The organism is Salinicoccus siamensis, assembly GCF_042429615.1.
Lineage (GTDB): Bacteria > Bacillota > Bacilli > Staphylococcales > Salinicoccaceae > Salinicoccus > Salinicoccus siamensis.
Genome location: NZ_JBHMAH010000012.1, coordinates 74,407 through 93,444, shown reverse-complemented (window position 1 = coordinate 93,444; position 19,038 = coordinate 74,407). Strand labels below are relative to the sequence as shown.

General features: G+C 45.0%; 17 protein-coding genes. 2 read left to right on the top strand and 15 right to left on the bottom strand.

From position 1 onward, the window contains the following. Positions 1 to 76: 76 nt before the first annotated feature. The 13 genes from proC to kynU form a co-directional block, all read right to left on the bottom strand. Positions 77 to 880, bottom strand: a complete 804-nt coding sequence (gene proC, locus ACFFLE_RS05905; protein ID WP_380570210.1) for a pyrroline-5-carboxylate reductase — start codon at positions 878 to 880, stop codon at positions 77 to 79. Positions 881 to 958: 78 nt separating this feature from the next. Further along, entirely contained in the window at positions 959 to 1,627 is a 669-nt protein-coding gene (gene trhA / locus ACFFLE_RS05900) for a PAQR family membrane homeostasis protein TrhA (protein WP_380570221.1), read from the bottom strand. Between the two features lie 53 nt (positions 1,628 to 1,680). Beyond that, the gene (locus ACFFLE_RS05895) at positions 1,681 to 2,826 is read right to left on the bottom strand and encodes a UTP--glucose-1-phosphate uridylyltransferase (RefSeq protein WP_380570209.1); all 1,146 of its coding nucleotides are present in this window, start codon (positions 2,824 to 2,826) and stop codon (positions 1,681 to 1,683) included. A gap of 249 nt (positions 2,827 to 3,075) precedes the next feature. Further along, positions 3,076 to 4,377, bottom strand: coding sequence for a pyrimidine-nucleoside phosphorylase (locus ACFFLE_RS05890; protein WP_380570208.1), 1,302 nt, complete (start codon positions 4,375 to 4,377; stop codon positions 3,076 to 3,078). Between the two features lie 18 nt (positions 4,378 to 4,395). After that, positions 4,396 to 5,532: a glycosyltransferase family 4 protein gene (locus ACFFLE_RS05885; RefSeq protein ID WP_380570207.1), complete on the bottom strand. Its 1,137-nt coding sequence runs from the start codon at positions 5,530 to 5,532 to the stop codon at positions 4,396 to 4,398. Between the two features lie 16 nt (positions 5,533 to 5,548). Continuing rightward, entirely contained in the window at positions 5,549 to 6,697 is a 1,149-nt protein-coding gene (locus tag ACFFLE_RS05880; protein WP_380570205.1) for an NAD-dependent epimerase/dehydratase family protein, read from the bottom strand. 157 nt (positions 6,698 to 6,854) lie between these two features. Then, the gene (locus tag ACFFLE_RS05875) at positions 6,855 to 9,080 is read right to left on the bottom strand and encodes a TRAP transporter permease (RefSeq protein WP_380570204.1); all 2,226 of its coding nucleotides are present in this window, start codon (positions 9,078 to 9,080) and stop codon (positions 6,855 to 6,857) included. Further along, complete coding sequence (locus ACFFLE_RS05870) at positions 9,070 to 9,597, bottom strand: DUF1850 domain-containing protein (protein WP_380570203.1); 528 nt, start codon at positions 9,595 to 9,597, stop codon at positions 9,070 to 9,072. Before ACFFLE_RS05870 ends, ACFFLE_RS05875 begins: the two co-directional genes overlap by 11 nt. A 4-nt stretch (positions 9,598 to 9,601) precedes the next feature. After that, on the bottom strand, positions 9,602 to 10,591 hold the full coding sequence (locus ACFFLE_RS05865; protein WP_380570202.1) for a TAXI family TRAP transporter solute-binding subunit: 990 nt from the start codon (positions 10,589 to 10,591) through the stop codon (positions 9,602 to 9,604). 127 nt (positions 10,592 to 10,718) lie between these two features. Beyond that, the gene (locus tag ACFFLE_RS05860) at positions 10,719 to 11,039 is read right to left on the bottom strand and encodes a hypothetical protein (RefSeq protein ID WP_380570220.1); all 321 of its coding nucleotides are present in this window, start codon (positions 11,037 to 11,039) and stop codon (positions 10,719 to 10,721) included. A 15-nt stretch (positions 11,040 to 11,054) separates the two neighbouring features. Beyond that, positions 11,055 to 11,897, bottom strand: coding sequence for a tryptophan 2,3-dioxygenase (locus ACFFLE_RS05855; protein WP_380570201.1), 843 nt, complete (start codon positions 11,895 to 11,897; stop codon positions 11,055 to 11,057). Then, positions 11,890 to 12,519: an arylformamidase gene (gene kynB / locus ACFFLE_RS05850; protein WP_380570200.1), complete on the bottom strand. Its 630-nt coding sequence runs from the start codon at positions 12,517 to 12,519 to the stop codon at positions 11,890 to 11,892. The genes ACFFLE_RS05855 and kynB overlap by 8 nt, the downstream gene beginning before the upstream one ends. Next, positions 12,519 to 13,784, bottom strand: a complete 1,266-nt coding sequence (kynU, locus tag ACFFLE_RS05845; RefSeq protein ID WP_380570199.1) for a kynureninase — start codon at positions 13,782 to 13,784, stop codon at positions 12,519 to 12,521. The genes kynB and kynU overlap by 1 nt, the downstream gene beginning before the upstream one ends. Before the next feature lie 138 nt (positions 13,785 to 13,922). Here kynU and ACFFLE_RS05840 point away from each other — a divergent pair, with 138 nt between their 5' ends. After that, complete coding sequence (locus ACFFLE_RS05840; RefSeq protein ID WP_380570198.1) at positions 13,923 to 14,639, top strand: SDR family NAD(P)-dependent oxidoreductase; 717 nt, start codon at positions 13,923 to 13,925, stop codon at positions 14,637 to 14,639. 21 nt (positions 14,640 to 14,660) lie between these two features. Then, positions 14,661 to 15,086, top strand: coding sequence for a hypothetical protein (locus tag ACFFLE_RS05835; RefSeq protein WP_380570197.1), 426 nt, complete (start codon positions 14,661 to 14,663; stop codon positions 15,084 to 15,086). Positions 15,087 to 15,133: 47 nt separating this feature from the next. Here ACFFLE_RS05835 and ACFFLE_RS05830 read toward each other — a convergent pair whose 3' ends face one another. Then, positions 15,134 to 17,482 (bottom strand): glycogen/starch/alpha-glucan phosphorylase, encoded by a 2,349-nt coding sequence (locus ACFFLE_RS05830; RefSeq protein ID WP_380570195.1) that lies wholly within the window; start codon positions 17,480 to 17,482, stop codon positions 15,134 to 15,136. Further along, complete coding sequence (malQ, locus tag ACFFLE_RS05825) at positions 17,479 to 18,960, bottom strand: 4-alpha-glucanotransferase (RefSeq protein ID WP_380570194.1); 1,482 nt, start codon at positions 18,958 to 18,960, stop codon at positions 17,479 to 17,481. The genes ACFFLE_RS05830 and malQ overlap by 4 nt, the downstream gene beginning before the upstream one ends. Between the last annotated feature and the right edge of the window lie 78 nt (positions 18,961 to 19,038).

Sequence of the window (19,038 nt, the reverse complement as noted above, 5' to 3'; positions counted from 1 at the left end):
TCATTACCTCCAGAAAAAATGCTTCATATATACATTATATATGAAGCATTCATCATTATCTTACAAAATGGTTGAATCAGTCATCCTGGCTCAGTTCTTCACTGCGGTTAGCTGCCGCATTTAATGTTGTCATCAAGATGCTCTTAATCCCTTCGCCATCTAAAGCGTCCAATCCTGCTTCAGTCGTTCCCCGCTTTGAAGTGATATTCTTCCTTAGTTGACTGAACGACAGATCGGAATCCTCCACCATTTTACCAGCGCCGATAACAAGGTTTGTCGTCAGGAACATGGCTTCGTTTTCATCGAATCCTAGCTCCATGAGACTCTCCGCATACTTCTCATAAATATAGTATAGGAAGGCCGATCCTGAACCTGTTGCAGCAGTAATATTATGCATTGCATCTTCTTCCACTACCACGGTCGTGCCAAAACTCTCCATCAATTCCACAAGCTCGTCCTTATCTGGAAAGTTTTCAGAGTAGCTGATACCGCTGACCGAATGTTGGACCATCGCATTAGTGTTCGGCATCAACCGAGCTATTGGATTGTCACTTTTAAGTTCTCTTCTGATTGTTTTAATCTGCGTGCCTGCCATAACGGAAATAATCTTCGTCGCTTCCTCAAGGTAAGGCCGCAACCTCTTGGCCACATCAGGAAAACTTTGCGGTTTGCTCGCTAAAATGACATAATCTGCATCCTTCAACAGTTCTGAATCATCATAAGAGATATTGACTCCCAATTTATCCTGAAAGAATTTTATTTTCTCTTTCTGGCTTTTGCTCGTCAAATATATCTCTTCTGGTTTTACCACTTTATTTTCAATCATCCCTATAAAGATGGCACTCGCCATATTACCTGCGCCATAAAATACGATTTTCATAAGATCAGCTCCATTTTTGATTTTACGGACAGTAACAATCATAACAAACTGAAAAGAATATTTAAAATGGCGCTCTAATCAAGGTTGGATATAGAAAACAATGCCAATATAGTGGAGGAAACTCGCTATTATGATGAAGAAATGCCATATCATATGGAAATACCGGCGTGTCTTCTGTGCGTAAAACCAAGCTCCCACCGTGTAGCTCACGCCTCCCAATGTAATCATAAGTAAAAACATCCAATCTGTATTCGCTAATATTCTCGGGAAGAAGATGACGGCCATCCATCCCATGATGAGATAGACTGTCAGACTCACCCTATTGCTCACTTTTGGACTCAGCACTTTATATAAAATACCCAGCACTGCCACCGTCCATTGGATAATCAAGGTGGCTATGCCCCAAGTGCCGCCGATCACTGACAAGGCAATAGGTGTATAGGTGCCTGCAATCGCAACAAATATAAAGCTATGATCAAGGAGGCGCAGGATATATTTATGTTTTGTGTTATGAGCCATGGCATGATAAAGAGTAGAAGTCAGGAACATGGAAAATATGCTGATGACATAGATGGAGCCGCCCACAGCATGCATCACGCCACCACTCTCATACATATAGACTGCCGTAAAGGGCAACAGCAATATAAATATGATGGCTGCTACGCCATGGCTGACGCTATTGCCGACTTCCTCCCCGAAAGACAGCGGAATCATATGTTTCAATGAATCCACGACTCTATCCCCCATATCGTGCTGTTTTCTGTATAAAGGGCCGCGTGTACCTGTATGCTTCAAAAACATTATATCAAGCCTTCATCCATCAAGTCCCGTCTAGCTGTTTCGACACTGTCTTTCCCTATCTTGTTTTTAAGCGGCGAAAATTCCCCCGTCCGGTCGACTTGTAGTGTCATATGAGTGTTTGCAATCTGGAACGCATCAAAATAAAATTTTTCGAATTTAAGGGCCTCCGCCTTAATGATCTTCAAGTCATCATCGAGATGCTCCAATTTTTTCAATGCAAGATGATAAGGCATTTTTACGTCAGCTACCTTTTCAAGAAACTCGATATTGAAAACATGTATACCGATGTTCCCATTCTTGAATTTTTCCTCTTGACCTTCAGGCAATTCAGTATATTCAACTACGCTCTTCTGATCTTCCACTAGGCACAGACGTCCGACACTTTCCCCTGGCCTCGGTTCTATTGACTTGGATGTCACTTCATTGTCATTTTGAATATGAAGTCCGACAAGCAGCGGGTCCGCCACCTTGACCACCACATTATCGACGTTGTTCATAAATACATGCCTGATACCCAACTCTTTCATATGCTCCAGCATACCTGAATGCTTCAGCGCACTGAATATTCCTCCATTGCCATTTGGGGTCACCAGTATATTCCTGTCAGCATCAAGCAGCAGTTCCCCATCTTTTGATAACGCCGGGAAATGTTCCTGTTTAAAGAAATGGATATTGTCTGCCTCCAAATCGAAATGATTATGCGTGGAGAAGAACTGCTTGGTTTCCTCGTGGTTGATGTCGCTCGTCATGATGAACCATGGTACAGACACATTCACTTCTTCCTGGAATGCTTTGAGTTGTTTTGCCTGCAATTCGAATAAGGAATGGCCATCAAACGAGAAAGTGCCTTTCGGTCCTGTGTGCTCAAGACGGGTCCCTTGACCGCCTGCCATCAGCAGGACCCCTACCTGGCCATCGGCCATTGCATCAAGCGTCATCTCATGCAACATATGTTCATCCAGTTCTTCCGGTGTGGTATAAGGGATTTCAGTGATGTTTCCCATATCCACTGGTGTCGGATTTTGGTAGACCTCCTTAAACACTTCCTTGATTTCATCCGTATCAAGTGATTGGAATTGATGTTCCACTTCTTCCTGTTCATTTCTTTCCAGTTTGTCGTATTGGGGTATCATTGCCTTCATCATCATTATCCTCCACAAATCATTTTCTTAATTATAATGTATATCTATGGAACTGTAAAAATATAAAAGATAATGATGAGGGTATGCTCTGGGCAAATGAAGTATAGGAGCAGTTGTACCCACAAGTTGATGAGCATCTCTATAAGGCTAAAGCGAGGGGACGTAATCAAGTTTGCTGCGACCTTCTTTGACTGATAGACATCATTGGTCTGTTTAATGAGAGCAAACAAAAAAACTCCCTGATAGGGAGTTTTATCCGGTGATGACTTGTCTTACAAGTTCAATATTCACCTTGTTGTCGCCAATTTTATAATCCTTGAGAATCTTGGCTTCAACCTCTGCCACATCTTCTGTATTGCTGTGGATGACAGCAAGTGTTTCGCCAACTTCCACGGGATCTCCAACCTTTTTCTTCAGCACTAGGCCTACAGCCAGATCAATGACGTCTTCCTTGGTCTGACGCCCGGCTCCAAGCATTGCTGAGGCAATACCGATTTCTTCAGCTTTGATTTCTTCGACGAACCCACTCTCTTTCGATTTAACCTCATATTGATAATCTGCTTGAGGCAGGCGCGATACATCGTCGACTACAGTCGGATCTCCGCCTTGATTCTTCAGGAAAGTTTTGAATTTCTCAAGAGCCTGTCCATCATCAATGACCGCCTGGAGCTTTTCTTTCGCTTCATCCAAGCTTTCTGCAGCACCCCCAAGAACCGCCATCTGTGCCCCGAGTTCCAAGCATAGTCTGGTCAAATCTTCAGGCCCTTCGCCTTTAAGGGTTTCAATGGCTTCTTTGACTTCCAGGGCGTTACCGATGGCATAGCCGAGCGGCTCTGACATGCTGGATATGATCGCCATTGTATTGCGTCCTACATTGTTGCCGATTGATACCATTGCTTCCGCAAGTGCCACGGCGTCTTCTTCATGCTTCATGAAGGCGCCATCCCCTGTTTTAACGTCAAGGACGATTGCGTCAGCGCCTGAAGCAATTTTCTTACTCATGATTGAACTTGCAATCAGGGGAATCGAATTGACTGTCGCGGTGACATCACGCAACGCATAGATCTTTTTATCTGCCGGGGTCAAGTTGCCGGATTGGCCTATGACCGCCACTTTGTCACGATTGACGATGTCTGTGAATTCCTTATCTGTAATCTCGACATGGAACCCTTCTACCGCTTCAAGTTTGTCGATTGTTCCACCTGTATGACCGAGCCCCCGCCCGCTCATTTTGGCTACAGGCACATCCAGGGCCGCCACTAACGGTGCCAGGACGAGTGTCGTGGTATCGCCTACTCCACCTGTCGAGTGCTTATCCACTTTAACGCCATTGATTGCTGAAAGATCGATTTCATCTCCGGATTTGACCATTGCCATTGTAAGATCTGCCCGTTCTGCTTGAGTCATGTCATTGAAGAATACGGCCATCAATAGGGCTGAAGCCTGATAGTCAGGGATGTCCCCTTTTGTATAGCCGTCTATAAAATACTGGATTTCCTCTTTAGTAAGTTCTCCATTATCACGCTTTTTAGCGATTATATCGACCATTCTCATACATATCTTCCTTCCACACTATATAGTTTTACTTCCAACAGAGTGTCGGTTACGCGCCTCCATATAAAAATCTATCAATCTTTGGGATGTCTTATCCCATGCAAAGTCCAGCGCTTCTTTTCTGGCATTTCTGCGCAGCAAGTCAAGATGTTCTGGATCTTCAAGGACAGATACCGCCTCGAGCATACTTTCAATATTTTCATTTTCAAACAGCATTCCATTGACGCCATGTTCAACTTGTTCATTAGTCGGTCCACTTTTCGCGGCAATGACAGGTAGGCCTGAAGCCATCGATTCCAAAATGACAAGCCCAAGGGTTTCAGAAACTGATGGGAAGATGAATGCATCTCCAGAAGCAAATGCCTTGGACAATTCTTCTCCATGGATGAAGCCGGTAAATACCGTATTAGTGCCCTTAAAACGCTTTTCGATCTCCGCCCGTGCTGGACCGTCGCCGACCATGGCTAAGCTTATATCGGGGCGCTTTTCAAGTAGTGGCACCAATTTATGCAGTTCCTTTTCTATTGCTATCCTGCCGATGAACACCAGCAACTTATTGGACGGCTTCCCTCCGGTCAGCCATTCCCTCATCTTATCATCACGAAACCGTGGATGCCGATGGTCTACATCCACCCCGCGCGGAATGACATCCAGACGCTCGATGCCCTGGGCATCAAGTTCCTCACGGATGGCTTGTGAAGTGACAAGGTTCAAATCCGCATTTTTATGGTTGCGTTTGATATACCACCATAGCAGCGGTTTCGCCGGCTTATACGCTTTATAGAAATCCAAGTACTTTGGCAGATGAGTGTGGTAAGAGGAAACAAGCGGAATATCAAGTTTCTGTGCAGCCTTCACTGCACTCGTTGCAAGCAGGATCGGATTGACTGCGTGTACTACGTCAGGCTGGAATTTCTTCAATTCATGGTACACTTTACGAGAAGGAACCCCCCATTTACGGTATCTATAAAAAGGGAAAGTGATCGGTTTGATACCGATCACTTTTGCACCTTTATAATCGTATACACCAAGGTCTGGAGCAATGACCAGAACTTCGTGTCCTTCCCGTATAAAGTAATCTATGGCTTTCGTCAATCTCGTCACTATCCCATCAGTCGATGGTAGAAATGTTTCTGTGACAATTGCTATCTTCATACGGTCTTACCTCTTTCTATTTCCAAGTCACTTGAGGAAGAACATTATCTACAATGATACGATCCTTATGTTCCATTGCTTCCTGGAGGATTTCTTTAAGGACATCCTGCGTCAACAGGTGTGGTTCAAGACCAAGGTCGATCAGGTTTGTATTCACTGCATTGTAGTAGTGGTCTTCATTTTCAACACGCGGATTTTCTATTGATTTAACTGTCGCTTCAACATTCAGTTCTTCTGCTGCCTTTTTAGTCTTCTCAGCAAGTTCTTGAACGGAGAATGACTCTGTGAATTGGTTGAAGACACGGAACTCACCTTGTTCAGCCGGATTTTCCGCAGCAATTTCAACACAGCGGACAGTGTCCTGGATATTCAGGAAGGCCCGAGTTTGGCCACCTGAGCCATAAACAGTGATATCATGCCCGATCGCAGCCTGTACCAGGAACCGGTTGAGAGCAGTACCGAAAACAGCATCGTAGTCAAGACGGTTAGCCAACACTGGATCTTTCTTTGTCTCTTCAGTGTTCAAACCATAGACAATACCCTGGTTGAGATCAGTTGCACGAATACCCCAAATCTTACAGGCGAACATGATGTTATGAGTATCATGCACTTTTGTCAGGTGATAGAAAGAACCCGGTTGTTTAGGGAACGGTAGAGTATCTTTTCTGCCTTTGTGTTCGATTTCTATGTACCCTTCCTCGATGTCTATGTTCGGCTGTCCATATTCACCCATCGTTCCGAGCTTTATGAGATGGCAATCAGGTTCAAATTCTTTTATTGCATAAAGCACGTTAAGATTTCCCAAAACGTTGTTTTGCTGAGTATAGACCGCATGCTCACGATCAATCATGGAATACGGCGCTGACCGTTGCTCGGCAAAATGGACAAAGGCTTCCGGACGTTCATTTTTGAAGACCAGAGTCAAGAAATCATAATGGTTAAGGTCCCCTTCGTACACTTTGATCTCTTTGCCGGTGAGTTCTTTCCATTTATCCACGCGCTCCTGGAGCGAAGCAATTGGTGTTACAGAGTTGGAATGCAGTTCATTATCGATTTTGCGTCTCACCAGATTGTCTACAATCGTCACATCATGGCCCTTCTCAGAAAGGTACAATGCAGTAGGCCATCCGCAGAAACCGTCTCCTCCTGCTACAATAATTCTCATTTAAAAATCCCTCGCTTCAAGTGTTATTTACAATACTCACAGTATACCACTAGTATACAATACCATTATAAAGATGTTTATGGCTTCGGACAAACTTTTAATGACTATTTGATGAAATGCTAAAAAGAAACCAGATCCTGATGGATCCAGTTCCTGGTCAAACCGCTTCAGGTGCTCGTTGCTGCTTTTTCTTCTTATAATATTGGAAGGCCACGAGTAGGATGAACAGCCCGATTGCCACTATGTCCGTCATCAGACTGCTCTGTATGAACAACAATGCAGCAGCGACCGCTACCCCCCTCTCTACGATATTGTAGCGGGTGAGCATATAATTTTGGATGAATGACGCAAATGTCGCCATTCCTATCGCGGCAGTGAGGACGGCCCATGCCATTTCAAGTACCGTGGCATCTGTAATCAGCAATATAGTAGGATTTATCGCAAACATAAACGGCAGAAGAAGCGCCGCAGAATCGTATTTGAAGCCCTGCACGCCTGTACGGATCGGACCGGCATTCGCAATACCGGCCGTTGCATAGGCGGGCAGGTTTATCGGTGGTGTGTCATCTGCAAGCACGCCATAATACAGGACAAAGAGGTGGGCCACAATGATTGGCAAGCCTAAATTGGTGAGCACTGGCGCAATCACTGCAGCAAGTACCACATAAGTCGCTGTAGTCGGCAAACCAAGTCCTAACAGCAGACATGCAAACACAGTTAATACCAACGCAATATAAATTTGGGTGTTATCGGTAATCATGAAGGCTGGCAATGAAGATTCAATGGTGTCTGAAAACTCTATGACGATACGTGTGAATTTCGTAGACAAACCGCTTGTCGTGATGACCCCGATCAGAATCCCCGCAGTCGCACACGCTACTATGATGCTCAGCGCATTCCTCGAAGCGGTGTCGAAGCCTTCCAACAACTCTTTGGTTCCGTATTCCGACTTCACCTTGTCATGTTTCATCATCCTTTGGAAAATGCCAAATAGAAATGCCACAAGGATTCCACCCAATACCATGGTGAATATCGAGTCCCTCCATCGTATCGTCTGGTTGTTGAAGACTCTTATTCCAAAAACATCATTCAACGCAACCAGCCCCTGGTTGAGGTATCCAACCAGATACTGCATCGCAAACGTGAGTGCAAGCAATATCGCCGCATAAAGTATTGTTCGTCCCAGACGTTCCTTGAAGCGGTAGGTGAAGAGTGCTATGACGATCATCGCTATGATTGTGTAGAATGCCGAAGCATTGACTGATGCGCGTTCAATAACGAGATAGTACAGCAGAATCAATATCGGCACCAGCATATACCCCTGCCTTATAAGCAATTTCCGTGCCGAGGACATTTCAGAACGTTCCATCCCGGAGATATTATGTTTACCCGCTTCAAAATGAACCATGAACAAAATGCCGACGTAAGCCAATATCGCAGGAATGAATGCACTCTTAATGATTTCATAATAAGGGATTCCTGTGAATTCCACCATGATGAAGGCGGCAGCCCCCATGACAGGCGGCAGGAATTGCCCGCTTGAAGAAGCTGCTACTTCGACGCCACCTGCCACATGAGAGGGGAATCCTACCTTCTTCATCAAAGGTATTGTGAATGTACCTGTAGTAACTGCGTTTGCTGTAGAACTCCCGGAGATACTCCCCATCATCCCGCTTGCCACTACGCTGGCTTTGGCGGGACCTCCCTTGTATTTACCGAACCCTCTGATGGCGAGATCGATGAACATCTTACCTGCCCCAGTCGATTCAAGTATGGCGCCGAACAAGATAAAGATGAAAACAAATTGCGCTGAGGCGTAGATCGGCGTGCCGAATATGCCATTGCTACGATAGACAATTTCATAGACAAATCGGGAAAAGTCCCCTCGATTATGGTAGAAATCCCCCGGCATGAATTGACCCAAAAAGAAATAACCCATAAAAATGGCTGCTATTATAACTAGAGGCAGGCCGACCACACGTCGCGTGGCTTCAATGACTATGAGTACAAAAAGCGCGCCTACCAACAAATCCACTTCGGTAGGGCGGGCCGACATTATAGCTTCAGCCGTCTGCCTGTTGATGAGATATATCCCTATACCCAAAGTCAAAACCGCAAGGCACAAATCATACCAAGGTATGGTCTTCTGATTCAAACCTTTTTTTATCGGAAAAATCAGGAATGCAAGGACGACCCCCAATATAAGGTGGATGACCAGGAAAGTCCTGGATCCGATGCCAGGCAGGCCAAACCCAGCCACATAGAGGTGGAAGAATGCCAGAGATAGAGCCACAATACTGACCAATCGGCCCATCTTCTTCCCGAGTTCCCTGTCACTTCCTTCCAGTTCCTGGAGCAATTTTTTTTGTTCTTTATCTTCCATTGATTTCACCTCTCTCAAATAAGGTCCGGGTGACATTGACCTCCAGATTTCTGCCTTTGAACGGCGGTTCGGAAATAAGTATGTCATCGTCTCCTATCATGATATGATGAGGAAATACAGAGGATGGGCGTATCCTCAAGGCCCCTCCACGGACAGGTCTGTTGATTTCACTGATGATGAACTTGCCATCCTCGAGTTCCATCACTTCCCCTTCATAAGGCATGCCCGCCCCAAATGATTCCGTATGGCTCTCCATCGTATATATATCTGTACCACGCACTTCAAAAATTTCCTTCACAGGCGAGCGTTCGACTGAATGTATGTATTCAACAGAGAAACGTCCCCCGTCATCAATCCGGGTCCTGTATAAAACCTCACCTGTTTCCATGTCAGAGATCGAAATACCCAAAGGCGCTGTTATATAAAGAATGACGAGTAACGCTACCACTGAAATTCCAATAAGGGAGAAAAAGACATTGCGGCGACGCAATGTCTTTTTCTTATTACTAGTATCCATTCAATTACTGCTCATCATAATATTTTTTGGCACCCGGATGAAGATCAATCGGCATACCATCCTGTGCAGTGTCGAGCGTCACTTCTTCACCACGGACATGAGCATTGCTCAAATCATCAAGATTTTCAAACAGCGCCTTCGTCATTTCATACATCTGATCTTCAGGAATATCATTGGAGGCAATCACCATAGCTTGTACAGCTACCGTAGTCGCTGTACTGTCAAAGTTTTCATAAGCATCTTCAGGAATATCCTGTTGCGTATAATAGGAATATTCTTCTGTCAATGAATCAATTGCATCCTGATCGAAGCTGACCAACTTCACATCTGCACTGGCGCTCAATTCCTGAATCGCACCGGTTGGTGTGCCGGCTGTAACGAATGCCGCGTCGACGTTACCATCTTGGAGGTTCGTCGAAGCATCCGCGAAATCAAGATACTGTGCATCCAAGTCGGATTCGCTCAAGTCATGGGCTTCGAGAATCTGTTTGGCGTTTGCTTCTGTACCCGAACCAACATCTCCAATCGCTACACGCTTGCCTTCCAAATCCGCTACGGATTCAATTCCAGAGTCTGCAAGTGTGACCAGCTGGATAGTCTCAGGATAGAGTGTGAGTACACCGCTGTAATTTTCAAGGGGTTCTTCAAACATGTTCGTCCCCTCTACTCCGTAGTACGCAATATCATTCTGGACAAGAGCGAGCTGCGCTTCACCATTATTCAACTGCTCCGTGTTGGAAACGGAGGCACCTGATGAAACACCAGTAGCCGACACATTTTCCAATTGGGAATCAATGATATCCGCCATCGCAACACCAATCGGGAAGTATACCCCTGCTTCGCCCCCGGTCAACACAGTGACATTTTCAACCCATCCTTCTCCAGAAGAGTCCCCTTCACCTGAACTGGACGCCTCCTCTCCTTCACCGCCACAGGCAGCTAAAGCAAAAGATAGAGACATCATCAATACAAGCAACCATGAAAATTTCTTCATAATCCCAGTCCCCTTTGTATTTTTTATCTTACTTACTATATATTGTAACATAATAGCGCTTACATTGGCTTGATATTTTAGAATATTCTATTTTATTTGCATAAAAAAAAGACCCCTCAGGAGCCTTTTATTTCGGAGTCGTCGTCCATACTTTGCTGTTTTTATGCCGTTTGGTATGTGCATAGACATTTTCACCTGCATAATCTTCATTGGTATAGACCGTAATATCAAAGTATTTTCCATCTTCCGAGAACGCCTCTTCCAGATAGACGTCTTTTAAGTGTTCGTATAAATTCTTCATTCCTTCCATTTTAAGGCCCGGGTACTCCCGTAGGACACGCTTCTGCAATCGTGCACCCGACCCGGCCACTTCCTGCACAACAATCACAAACGTCTCATCTTCTCTTATCACATCATCAAATATATTGGTCTGCCCAAAGTCCCGCATCAAAAGACACCCTTCCTACAATTCAGTACGCAATTCCCAAAGTTCTTCGAAGAAATAATCATCTATGACGCGTTTCAGATAGTTCACACCAGAGCTCCCCCCGGTGCCTTTCTTGAAACCGATGATCCTCTCGACAGTCTTCATATGCCTAAATCGCCATTGACTGTACAGGTCTTCCACATCAACCAGTTTTTCGAGCATCTCGTACAGTTCAAAATAATCTTCAGTATTGAGGTATATCTGCTTGAAGGCCTCTTTGACGGATGGGTCAGGTACATATCTCTCCATTACATCACGCTCGAGGACTTCCTTGTCTATATTGAATCCCGCCCTATCCACTGCGCGTATAACTTCATCATAGATGCTCGGTGTCATGATCTGCTTTTTCAACTTCGCATGGATGATAGGATCTTTTCCATAAATTTTTAATGCATGTGTCGTCTTGTAGCCGAGACTGAATTCCATCATACGGTTTTGATAGGATTGAAATCCGGAGGCATTGCCTAGTGCATCCCTGAATTTTAGATAGTCGCTTGGAGTCATTGTTGAAAGTACATCCCATGCAGCAATGATCTGCCTTTGTATATTGGTGACCCGCGCAAGTTTTTTGAACGATTCCCTGAAATTATCCTCCCTTATATCTTTAATGGCTGAATTTATTTCATGGATGATGAGTTTCATCCACAATTCGGTCACTTGGTGGATGATGATGAACAGTGTCTCATCGTGCTCTTCACTCATAGTATCCTGAGCAAACAGTATCTGCTCCAGATTGAGATATTCGCTGTAAGTCATATCTTTAGAAAAATCAGTCTTCACTTCTTCTCCGTCCAGTGTATGATCCTGATAATCAGTCATTTAAATCCGCCTTATACTGCAGCGCAGCACGCACCGGCGAACCATCTGCCCCTTTAATCTTCAATGGCAATGCAACGAATTCATAGTAGCCTGGAGCGACATCGTCCAGCACTGCATTTTCAAGAATCATGATGTCCCTCTCATGGAGTAGATGATGAATATCAAGGGTTTTGGAGTCAATCGGATCTACTGAAGTGACATCTGTCCCGAACAATTTGATTCCTTGGGCAGCCATATATTCCACTGCCCTTTTTTCAAGCACGGGTATACTTTCCGGAAAAACTGTAGTGTCGGATTTTCTTTTAGTTTTTATAAGCAGTATATTCCCTCTGATATCAAACTGCTTGATTGCCTCAAATCCCAGTTCTTCCGAGTTTTCTATTGCTATTACCGTCGCCTCTCCAATATACCGGTTGATATCCAGCTGATCGACGGTGTCACCGTCTTCCTCAAAATGAAAAGGCGCATCAATATGGGTACCGATATGGGTGCTTGTTGTGATTTTGCCGATATTCACAGAACCACTCTCTGCCTTGGTGACAGTACGTTCATAGCTAAAAGGCGTGTCTTCGGGCCAATGTGCGATATCCTCTTCAAGCATCTGGGTAATATCCATCCACATCAGGCAATCACTCCCCGCTTATTCTCAAACTTTTCGTACAGCCGTCCATCCATAATTTCTTTTAATATCATTATCGTATGATAAACATCTTCAAATGAGTTGTATAGGGCAACGGGTGCAATCCGGACGTAGCTTGGCGCTCTGAAATCGGGAATGACGCCCTTGGATTTCAATGCTGCATTGATACCTGCCGCATTGGAATGGCCAATGAGGATATGCCCCCCTCTTGCCTCATGATCTTTCGGGGTGACGATTTCAATTTCACCCTCTTCGAACATATCTTCAATCATTGTAATCATGAAATCCGTCAATTCGAGGGATTTTTCGCGGATGGCTGCAATGCCTGCCTCCTCAAATATCTCGAGTGAACCAAGAAGCGGTGCCATCGAAAAGATATGTGGGGTCCCGACTTGGTACTGGCTGATGTCGGAAGCAGGATCAAACGTATGCGACATATCAAACTGGGTTTCTTTATTGTTGCCGAACCATCCCCTCAGAGAAACTTCCCGAGAATGGTGTTTTTCATTCACATACAATCCGGCAACAGAACCCGGACCACCGTTTAGATGTTTGTAAGTACACCAGATTGCAAAATCGACCCCCCACTCCTTTAAATCATGAGGGATGGCACCGATTGAATGACACAGGTCGAAACCGATAATGATGTCATGCTTTTTTGCATGCTCCGTTATCTGTTCCATGTCCAAAATCTGCCCGCTCCTGTATAGGACGGAAGGCAAAAGAACCAATGCGATACTGTCATCCATCATATTTATAATGGTCTCCGTAGACAACGTATGCCCGTTCGGGGATGGCACTTTGACCATACCGTCCGAGTAGCCGAAATCATCGAGGGTTGCTTGCACAGCATAGATATCAGAGGGGAAGTTCAATTCATCAACCAAGATCTTATACCGCTTCTCTGTCGGTTTATAGAGCGTCCTTACCGTCTGATGGATATTCATTGTAGTTGAATTCGTCGCGAGCACTTCGTGGTGCCCGGCTCCAATGAGATCAGCCATCATTTCCCCAATGCGTTCGCTCATATAGAACCACGGCCGTTCCCCTTCGGTCCATCCATCGATGGCATGGCGTTTCCAATCTTCCATGACCGACAGGAGGCTTTCCTCAGCTGCCTTGCTCATCAGTCCTAGGGAATTGCCGTCCATATAATAATTGCCTGAACCGATGTAGAACTGTGATCTGAATTTCGCCAATGAATCATTTGAATCTTTGTCGCGTGCTGTCTTCAACCATTCTTCCATAATATGCCTCCTCTTTATATATGTAAGCCTTTTCTCCATTATACAGTGAAATCCCCACAATTAAAGTCTCTTCCATGTCTGTTCCTTCTCTCTTTGTTATAATGACGTTATAGTAATGAACAAGAAGGAGAATTGTATATGCAGGATATCACAGGTAAATATGCAGTCATTACCGGCGGCACACGAGGCATTGGATTGGCGACGGCCCATGCTTTGGCCGAAGAAGATGTAAACGTAGCAATAATTGGAAGAAATGCCGACACTTTGGCCGATGCTGCCGATTCACTCAGAAAACATGATGTACAGATTGTCGCTTTAAACGGAGATGTTTCGCGTAATGAGGATGTAACACGCATGTTGAACGAAGTGAAGGATGCATTTCCTCGCATCGATATACTCATCAATAATGCCGGCATCATGAAACATATGCCTTTCCTTGAAAGTTCCGAAGATGACTTAAGTGAGATGATGAATGTCAACCTGTTCGGCATCTACAATATGATGCATGGTGTCCTCCCGATGATGCAGGAGCAAGGTCTTGGTGATGTCATCAACATCTCTTCCATGTCCGGCTTGAAGGCTTCTTCACACAGCGCACTCTATTCTGCCACTAAATATGCTGTCATAGGCATGACAGAAGGCGTGATGCAGGAAATGCGCAAACATAATATCCGCGTTTCCTATTTGACACCGTCAGCCGTGCTGACTGACCTCATTGGAGAATCCAGCCTGAAAGAAGAATCAATGACCCATCCGGAAGATATTGCGGACATCATTGTCAGTCAACTCAAGCTGAATCCGCGCACTTTCATCAAAACAAGTCAAATGTGGGCAACCAATCCCATCCACAAATAATAAACGTTAAGGAGTGGTGACATGGCAGGACCTGCCCTGAAACAATTGCATGCACATAGAGCCATCCACGATGCAAGTCTAGGAGGTGCAGAGGATCACGTAGCCGATATGAAAATCATGCTGAATAAAATGGAACATAAGGAACTTGCTGAAGAAATGCAATCGTTCATAGAGTATGTTGAACAGCGTATATTGACGCATGCCGACAGTGAAGAGGAAGAGTCAGGACTGTATGAAGAAACTGTACGCAACAATCCCGATATGCATGACAAGATTCAACATCTGACCCGAGACCACGATCTGATGCGAATCATGATCGATAAGATGAAGGAAGAGCTTGCCAAAGATGAAGTCGATTTCCAAAAGCTTGTGGATTACTCTGTTTCAATCGTCATTGTAGATGAAATCCATTCCCGCGATGAAGAAGCTTTCCTGTTGTCCGAATAATAATAAAAAGTGCCCAGCCGTAACCCGGCTGGGCACTTTTTATGCATTCATCCTTTATTGACAAGCCATATTTCTTTTGCATACTCTTCAAGCGTCCGGTCGGATGAAAATTTACCGGCGTTCGCCATATTGATGAATCCTTTCCTGTAAAACATCTTCGGATCTTTAAAATCACTTGCTATCTGATCCTGCGCCTCACGGTAGCTTGCAAAATCTTCCAGCACGAAGTACTGGTCGTCATGGATGAGGCTGTCATATAAGTCTTGGAACATACCGGTGTTATTGTCGTTGAAAGTCCCGTCAACAAGCGACTCGACTACGTCCTTCAACCCTTCTGTCTTCTTAAGAGCCTTTTTGGGGTCATATTTACCACGTTTTTCTACAACTTCTTCAACTTCCATTCCAAAGATGTAATTGTTCTCCCGACCCGCTTCTTCTACGATTTCCACGTTCGCACCATCCATCGTGCCGACTGTCACGGCTCCATTCAGCATGAATTTCATATTACCTGTCCCAGAAGCTTCCTTCCCTGCCAGGGAAATCTGTTCTGAGACGTCGGCTGCCGGGAACAGCTTCTCTGCATAGGAGACACCGTAGTTTTCCACGAACACGACCTTGATGATAGTGTTGACCTCGGGATCTTTATTCACCCTATTTGCAAGCTCATTGATGAATTTGATGATGGATTTTGCAGCATAATAGCCGGGAGCCGCTTTTGCTCCGAAGATGAAGCTCCGCTTGGTCCAATCGGCATCAGGTTCTGCTTTGATGCGGTTATATAAGTCTGCTATATAGAATGCCATCATAAGCTGACGCTTATATTCGTGCAGTCGTTTTATCTGGATGTCGAAGATGGAGTCGGGGTCGATGTCGACCTCCTCGTGGAAGCGTATATAATCGGCAAGCTCCACTTTTTTTTCTTTTTTGACATCTATGAAACGCTCCAGCACCTCCTCTTCTTCAAATCTTTCCTCAATACCTTTCAACTTCATCAAATCAGTGATCCAATCTTTTGAACCAATCAAATCGGTGATCATTTCACTTAGTTGAGGATTCGATTGCAATAGCCATCTCCTTTGAGTAATGCCGTTAGTCTTGTTGAGTATGCGGTCAGGAAAAATATCATGCCACGCTTTGATGACATCCGTTCTCAGCAGTTCGGTGTGGATGGCAGCTACACCGTTGACAGCCCTAGTTGCATAGATGGACATAAAAGCCATATGAATCGAGTTGTTTTGGATGATCAGGTATTTATGCCAATCTGACTCATCTATCTTCCACTCTTTCAGTTCGCCGATCAGACGTGCATTGATTTGTTCAATGTAAGGGTAGAGATTCGGCACTGCCGAGATGAACAAATCCTTTTCCCAAACTTCCAGTGCCTCTGCCAGTAGTGTGTGGTTCGTATACGCCATCGATTTTCGGGTGATATCGAAAGCTTTTTCGAACTCCACACCTTCATTTTCAAGCAGTCGGATTAATTCAGGTATCGCCATGGCCGGATGGGTGTCGTTCAACTGTATGGAATGCATCTTGGAGAAGTCATCATAATTCTTATGACCTTCCGCCTTATACTTTTCCATAAGATCCTGCAAAGAGGCCGATGTGAAAAAATACTGCTGCCTCAATCTGAGGCGTTTGCCTTCATATGTCGAGTCATTGGGGTAGAGGATGCGCGAAATCGTTTCTGCTTCGTTCTGGGCGCGGACAGACTCGATGTACTTTCCTTCATCGAATGCATTGAAATCGAATTTATTGATGGCTTCCGCTTTCCATAGACGCAGCGTATTGATTGTCTCCCCTCCATACCCTACAATCGGCATATCGTAAGGGACCGCTTCTACTTTGTCCGCTTCGCTGAATTCAACAACCCTCGTATCATTGCTGTTCTTTATAAGCCACGGATTGTCATGCTCAAGCCACGGATCCGCTTCCTCCACCTGAAAACCATTAACAAAATTTTGCTTGAATATGCCGTATTGGTAAAGGATGCCATAGCCCGACAAAGGATAATCAAGGGTTGCCCCTGAGTCGAGGAAACAAGCAGCCAGACGGCCCAATCCTCCATTTCCGAGGCCAGCATCATCCTCGGCTTCCTCGAGGGCATTATAGTCGACCCCCATCTCTTCAAGTGTGCGTTTGACTTCATCTTCCATACCCATATTGACAAGGTTATTGCTGAGTGCGCGCCCCATCAGGAACTCTGCAGACAGGTAATAGGCCTGTTTCTTCTTTTTGAATTTATTCTTTGATTCTATCCATTTTGGCACAAGCTGTTCCATGACTGCATTGCCAACCACGATGAACTGTTCTTTTTCATTCAATTCATAGAAGGATTGCCCATGGCTCTCATACGCCTGGCCTTCGATTCTTTCTTTAAGTTTTAATGATGTCATAGCGACCTCCCGTATCGTTCGTTCATATTTTTCAGATAATCTTTATGCGCCTTGGTGAGCGACCCCGGTGTCAGACGCCATTCCCAATTGCCGCCAATTGTGGATGGAACGTTAAACCGCGCAGCATCGTCCAGGCCCAGAAGATCCTGCACAGGTATTATTGCAAGTTTCGAACTGGATGCGAAAACGCCTCTGATGCAGCCGTTGACGTGCCCCTCTGCCTCAGTCAAGTTCAAATATGCTTGGACTTTGTTGAAAGTATCACCATCTGCACTGTCAAGCCATCCCTTTGTGGTCTGTGTATCGTGGTTGCCTGTATAGGCAATTGTATGTCTTGTATAGTTATGAGGAAGATATTCCGATTCTTTGCCCCCGAAACCAAATTGCAGCACTTTCATTCCTGGATAGCCGGTCGATGCAATAAGTTCATACACTTCCTCGGTAAGGAATCCAAGATCCTCAGCCAGTATATCCTTCTCCCCTAGTTTTTCACGTATGGCTTCAAAGAGAGGCAGTCCAGGGCCTTTCACCCATCTGCCATCTTCAGCCGTTTCGTCTTGGGCTGGCACTTCCCAATATGCTTCAAATCCTCTGAAATGGTCAATCCGCACAGCATCATATAATTCGAAGCTTTCTTCGACACGTCTGATCCACCAATGGTAATCCTCTTCCTTCATCTTCTCCCAATCATAGATGGGGTTCCCCCATAGCTGTCCGGTATCGCTCATCATATCGGGTGGGACTCCTGCCACCACACTCGGATGCAGGTTTTCATCCAGTTTATAGAGATCTGGTCGCGACCATACATCGACACTGTCTGCAGCCACATAAATAGGTATGTCGCCAATGATCTTTATACCTTTGCCATTGGCATACTCCTTAAGATCGTGCCAATGTTCAAAAAAGAGGTATTGGGTGAATACCCAAAACATAATCTCCGCTTCATGCTTCTCATAGAAGCGTTGCAGCGTCTTAGCATCCCGTAAGCGGTAGCGTTCAGGCCATTCCGTCCAGGCCGCATTATCATGGGCCCGTTTAATCGCCATAAACAGGGCGAAATCAGGCAGCCAATCTGAATGACGCTCCATCATAGATTCCAATTCATTTTTCACATCCGGATACGCACGTTGAAATGCTGTATCCAGCAACGCCATTTTACCCTCATATAATTTTGCATAATCGACTGTATCATCATCTTCACCCAGATCCGTCCTCGTGATTTCAGACTTCCTCAGCCAACCGGATTCAATGACCCTGTCCAGATCGATAAAATAAGGATTGCCGGCAAAGGCGGAAAAACTTTGATAGGGCGAGTCCCCGTAACTCGTAATGCCAAGCGGCAATATCTGCCAGTATCGGGTTCTCGAAGCGCTGAGAAAATCTACAAAATGGTATGCATTTTCACCAAAATCCCCAATTCCGTATTTCCCGGGTAATGAAGATATATGAAGCAATATTCCACTGGACCGCTCTTCCATATGCATCCTCCTTTTGTGTGCAAACGTTTGCAATTCCACTTAAATATACCATATGCATTTACACTAAAATAACTTTAT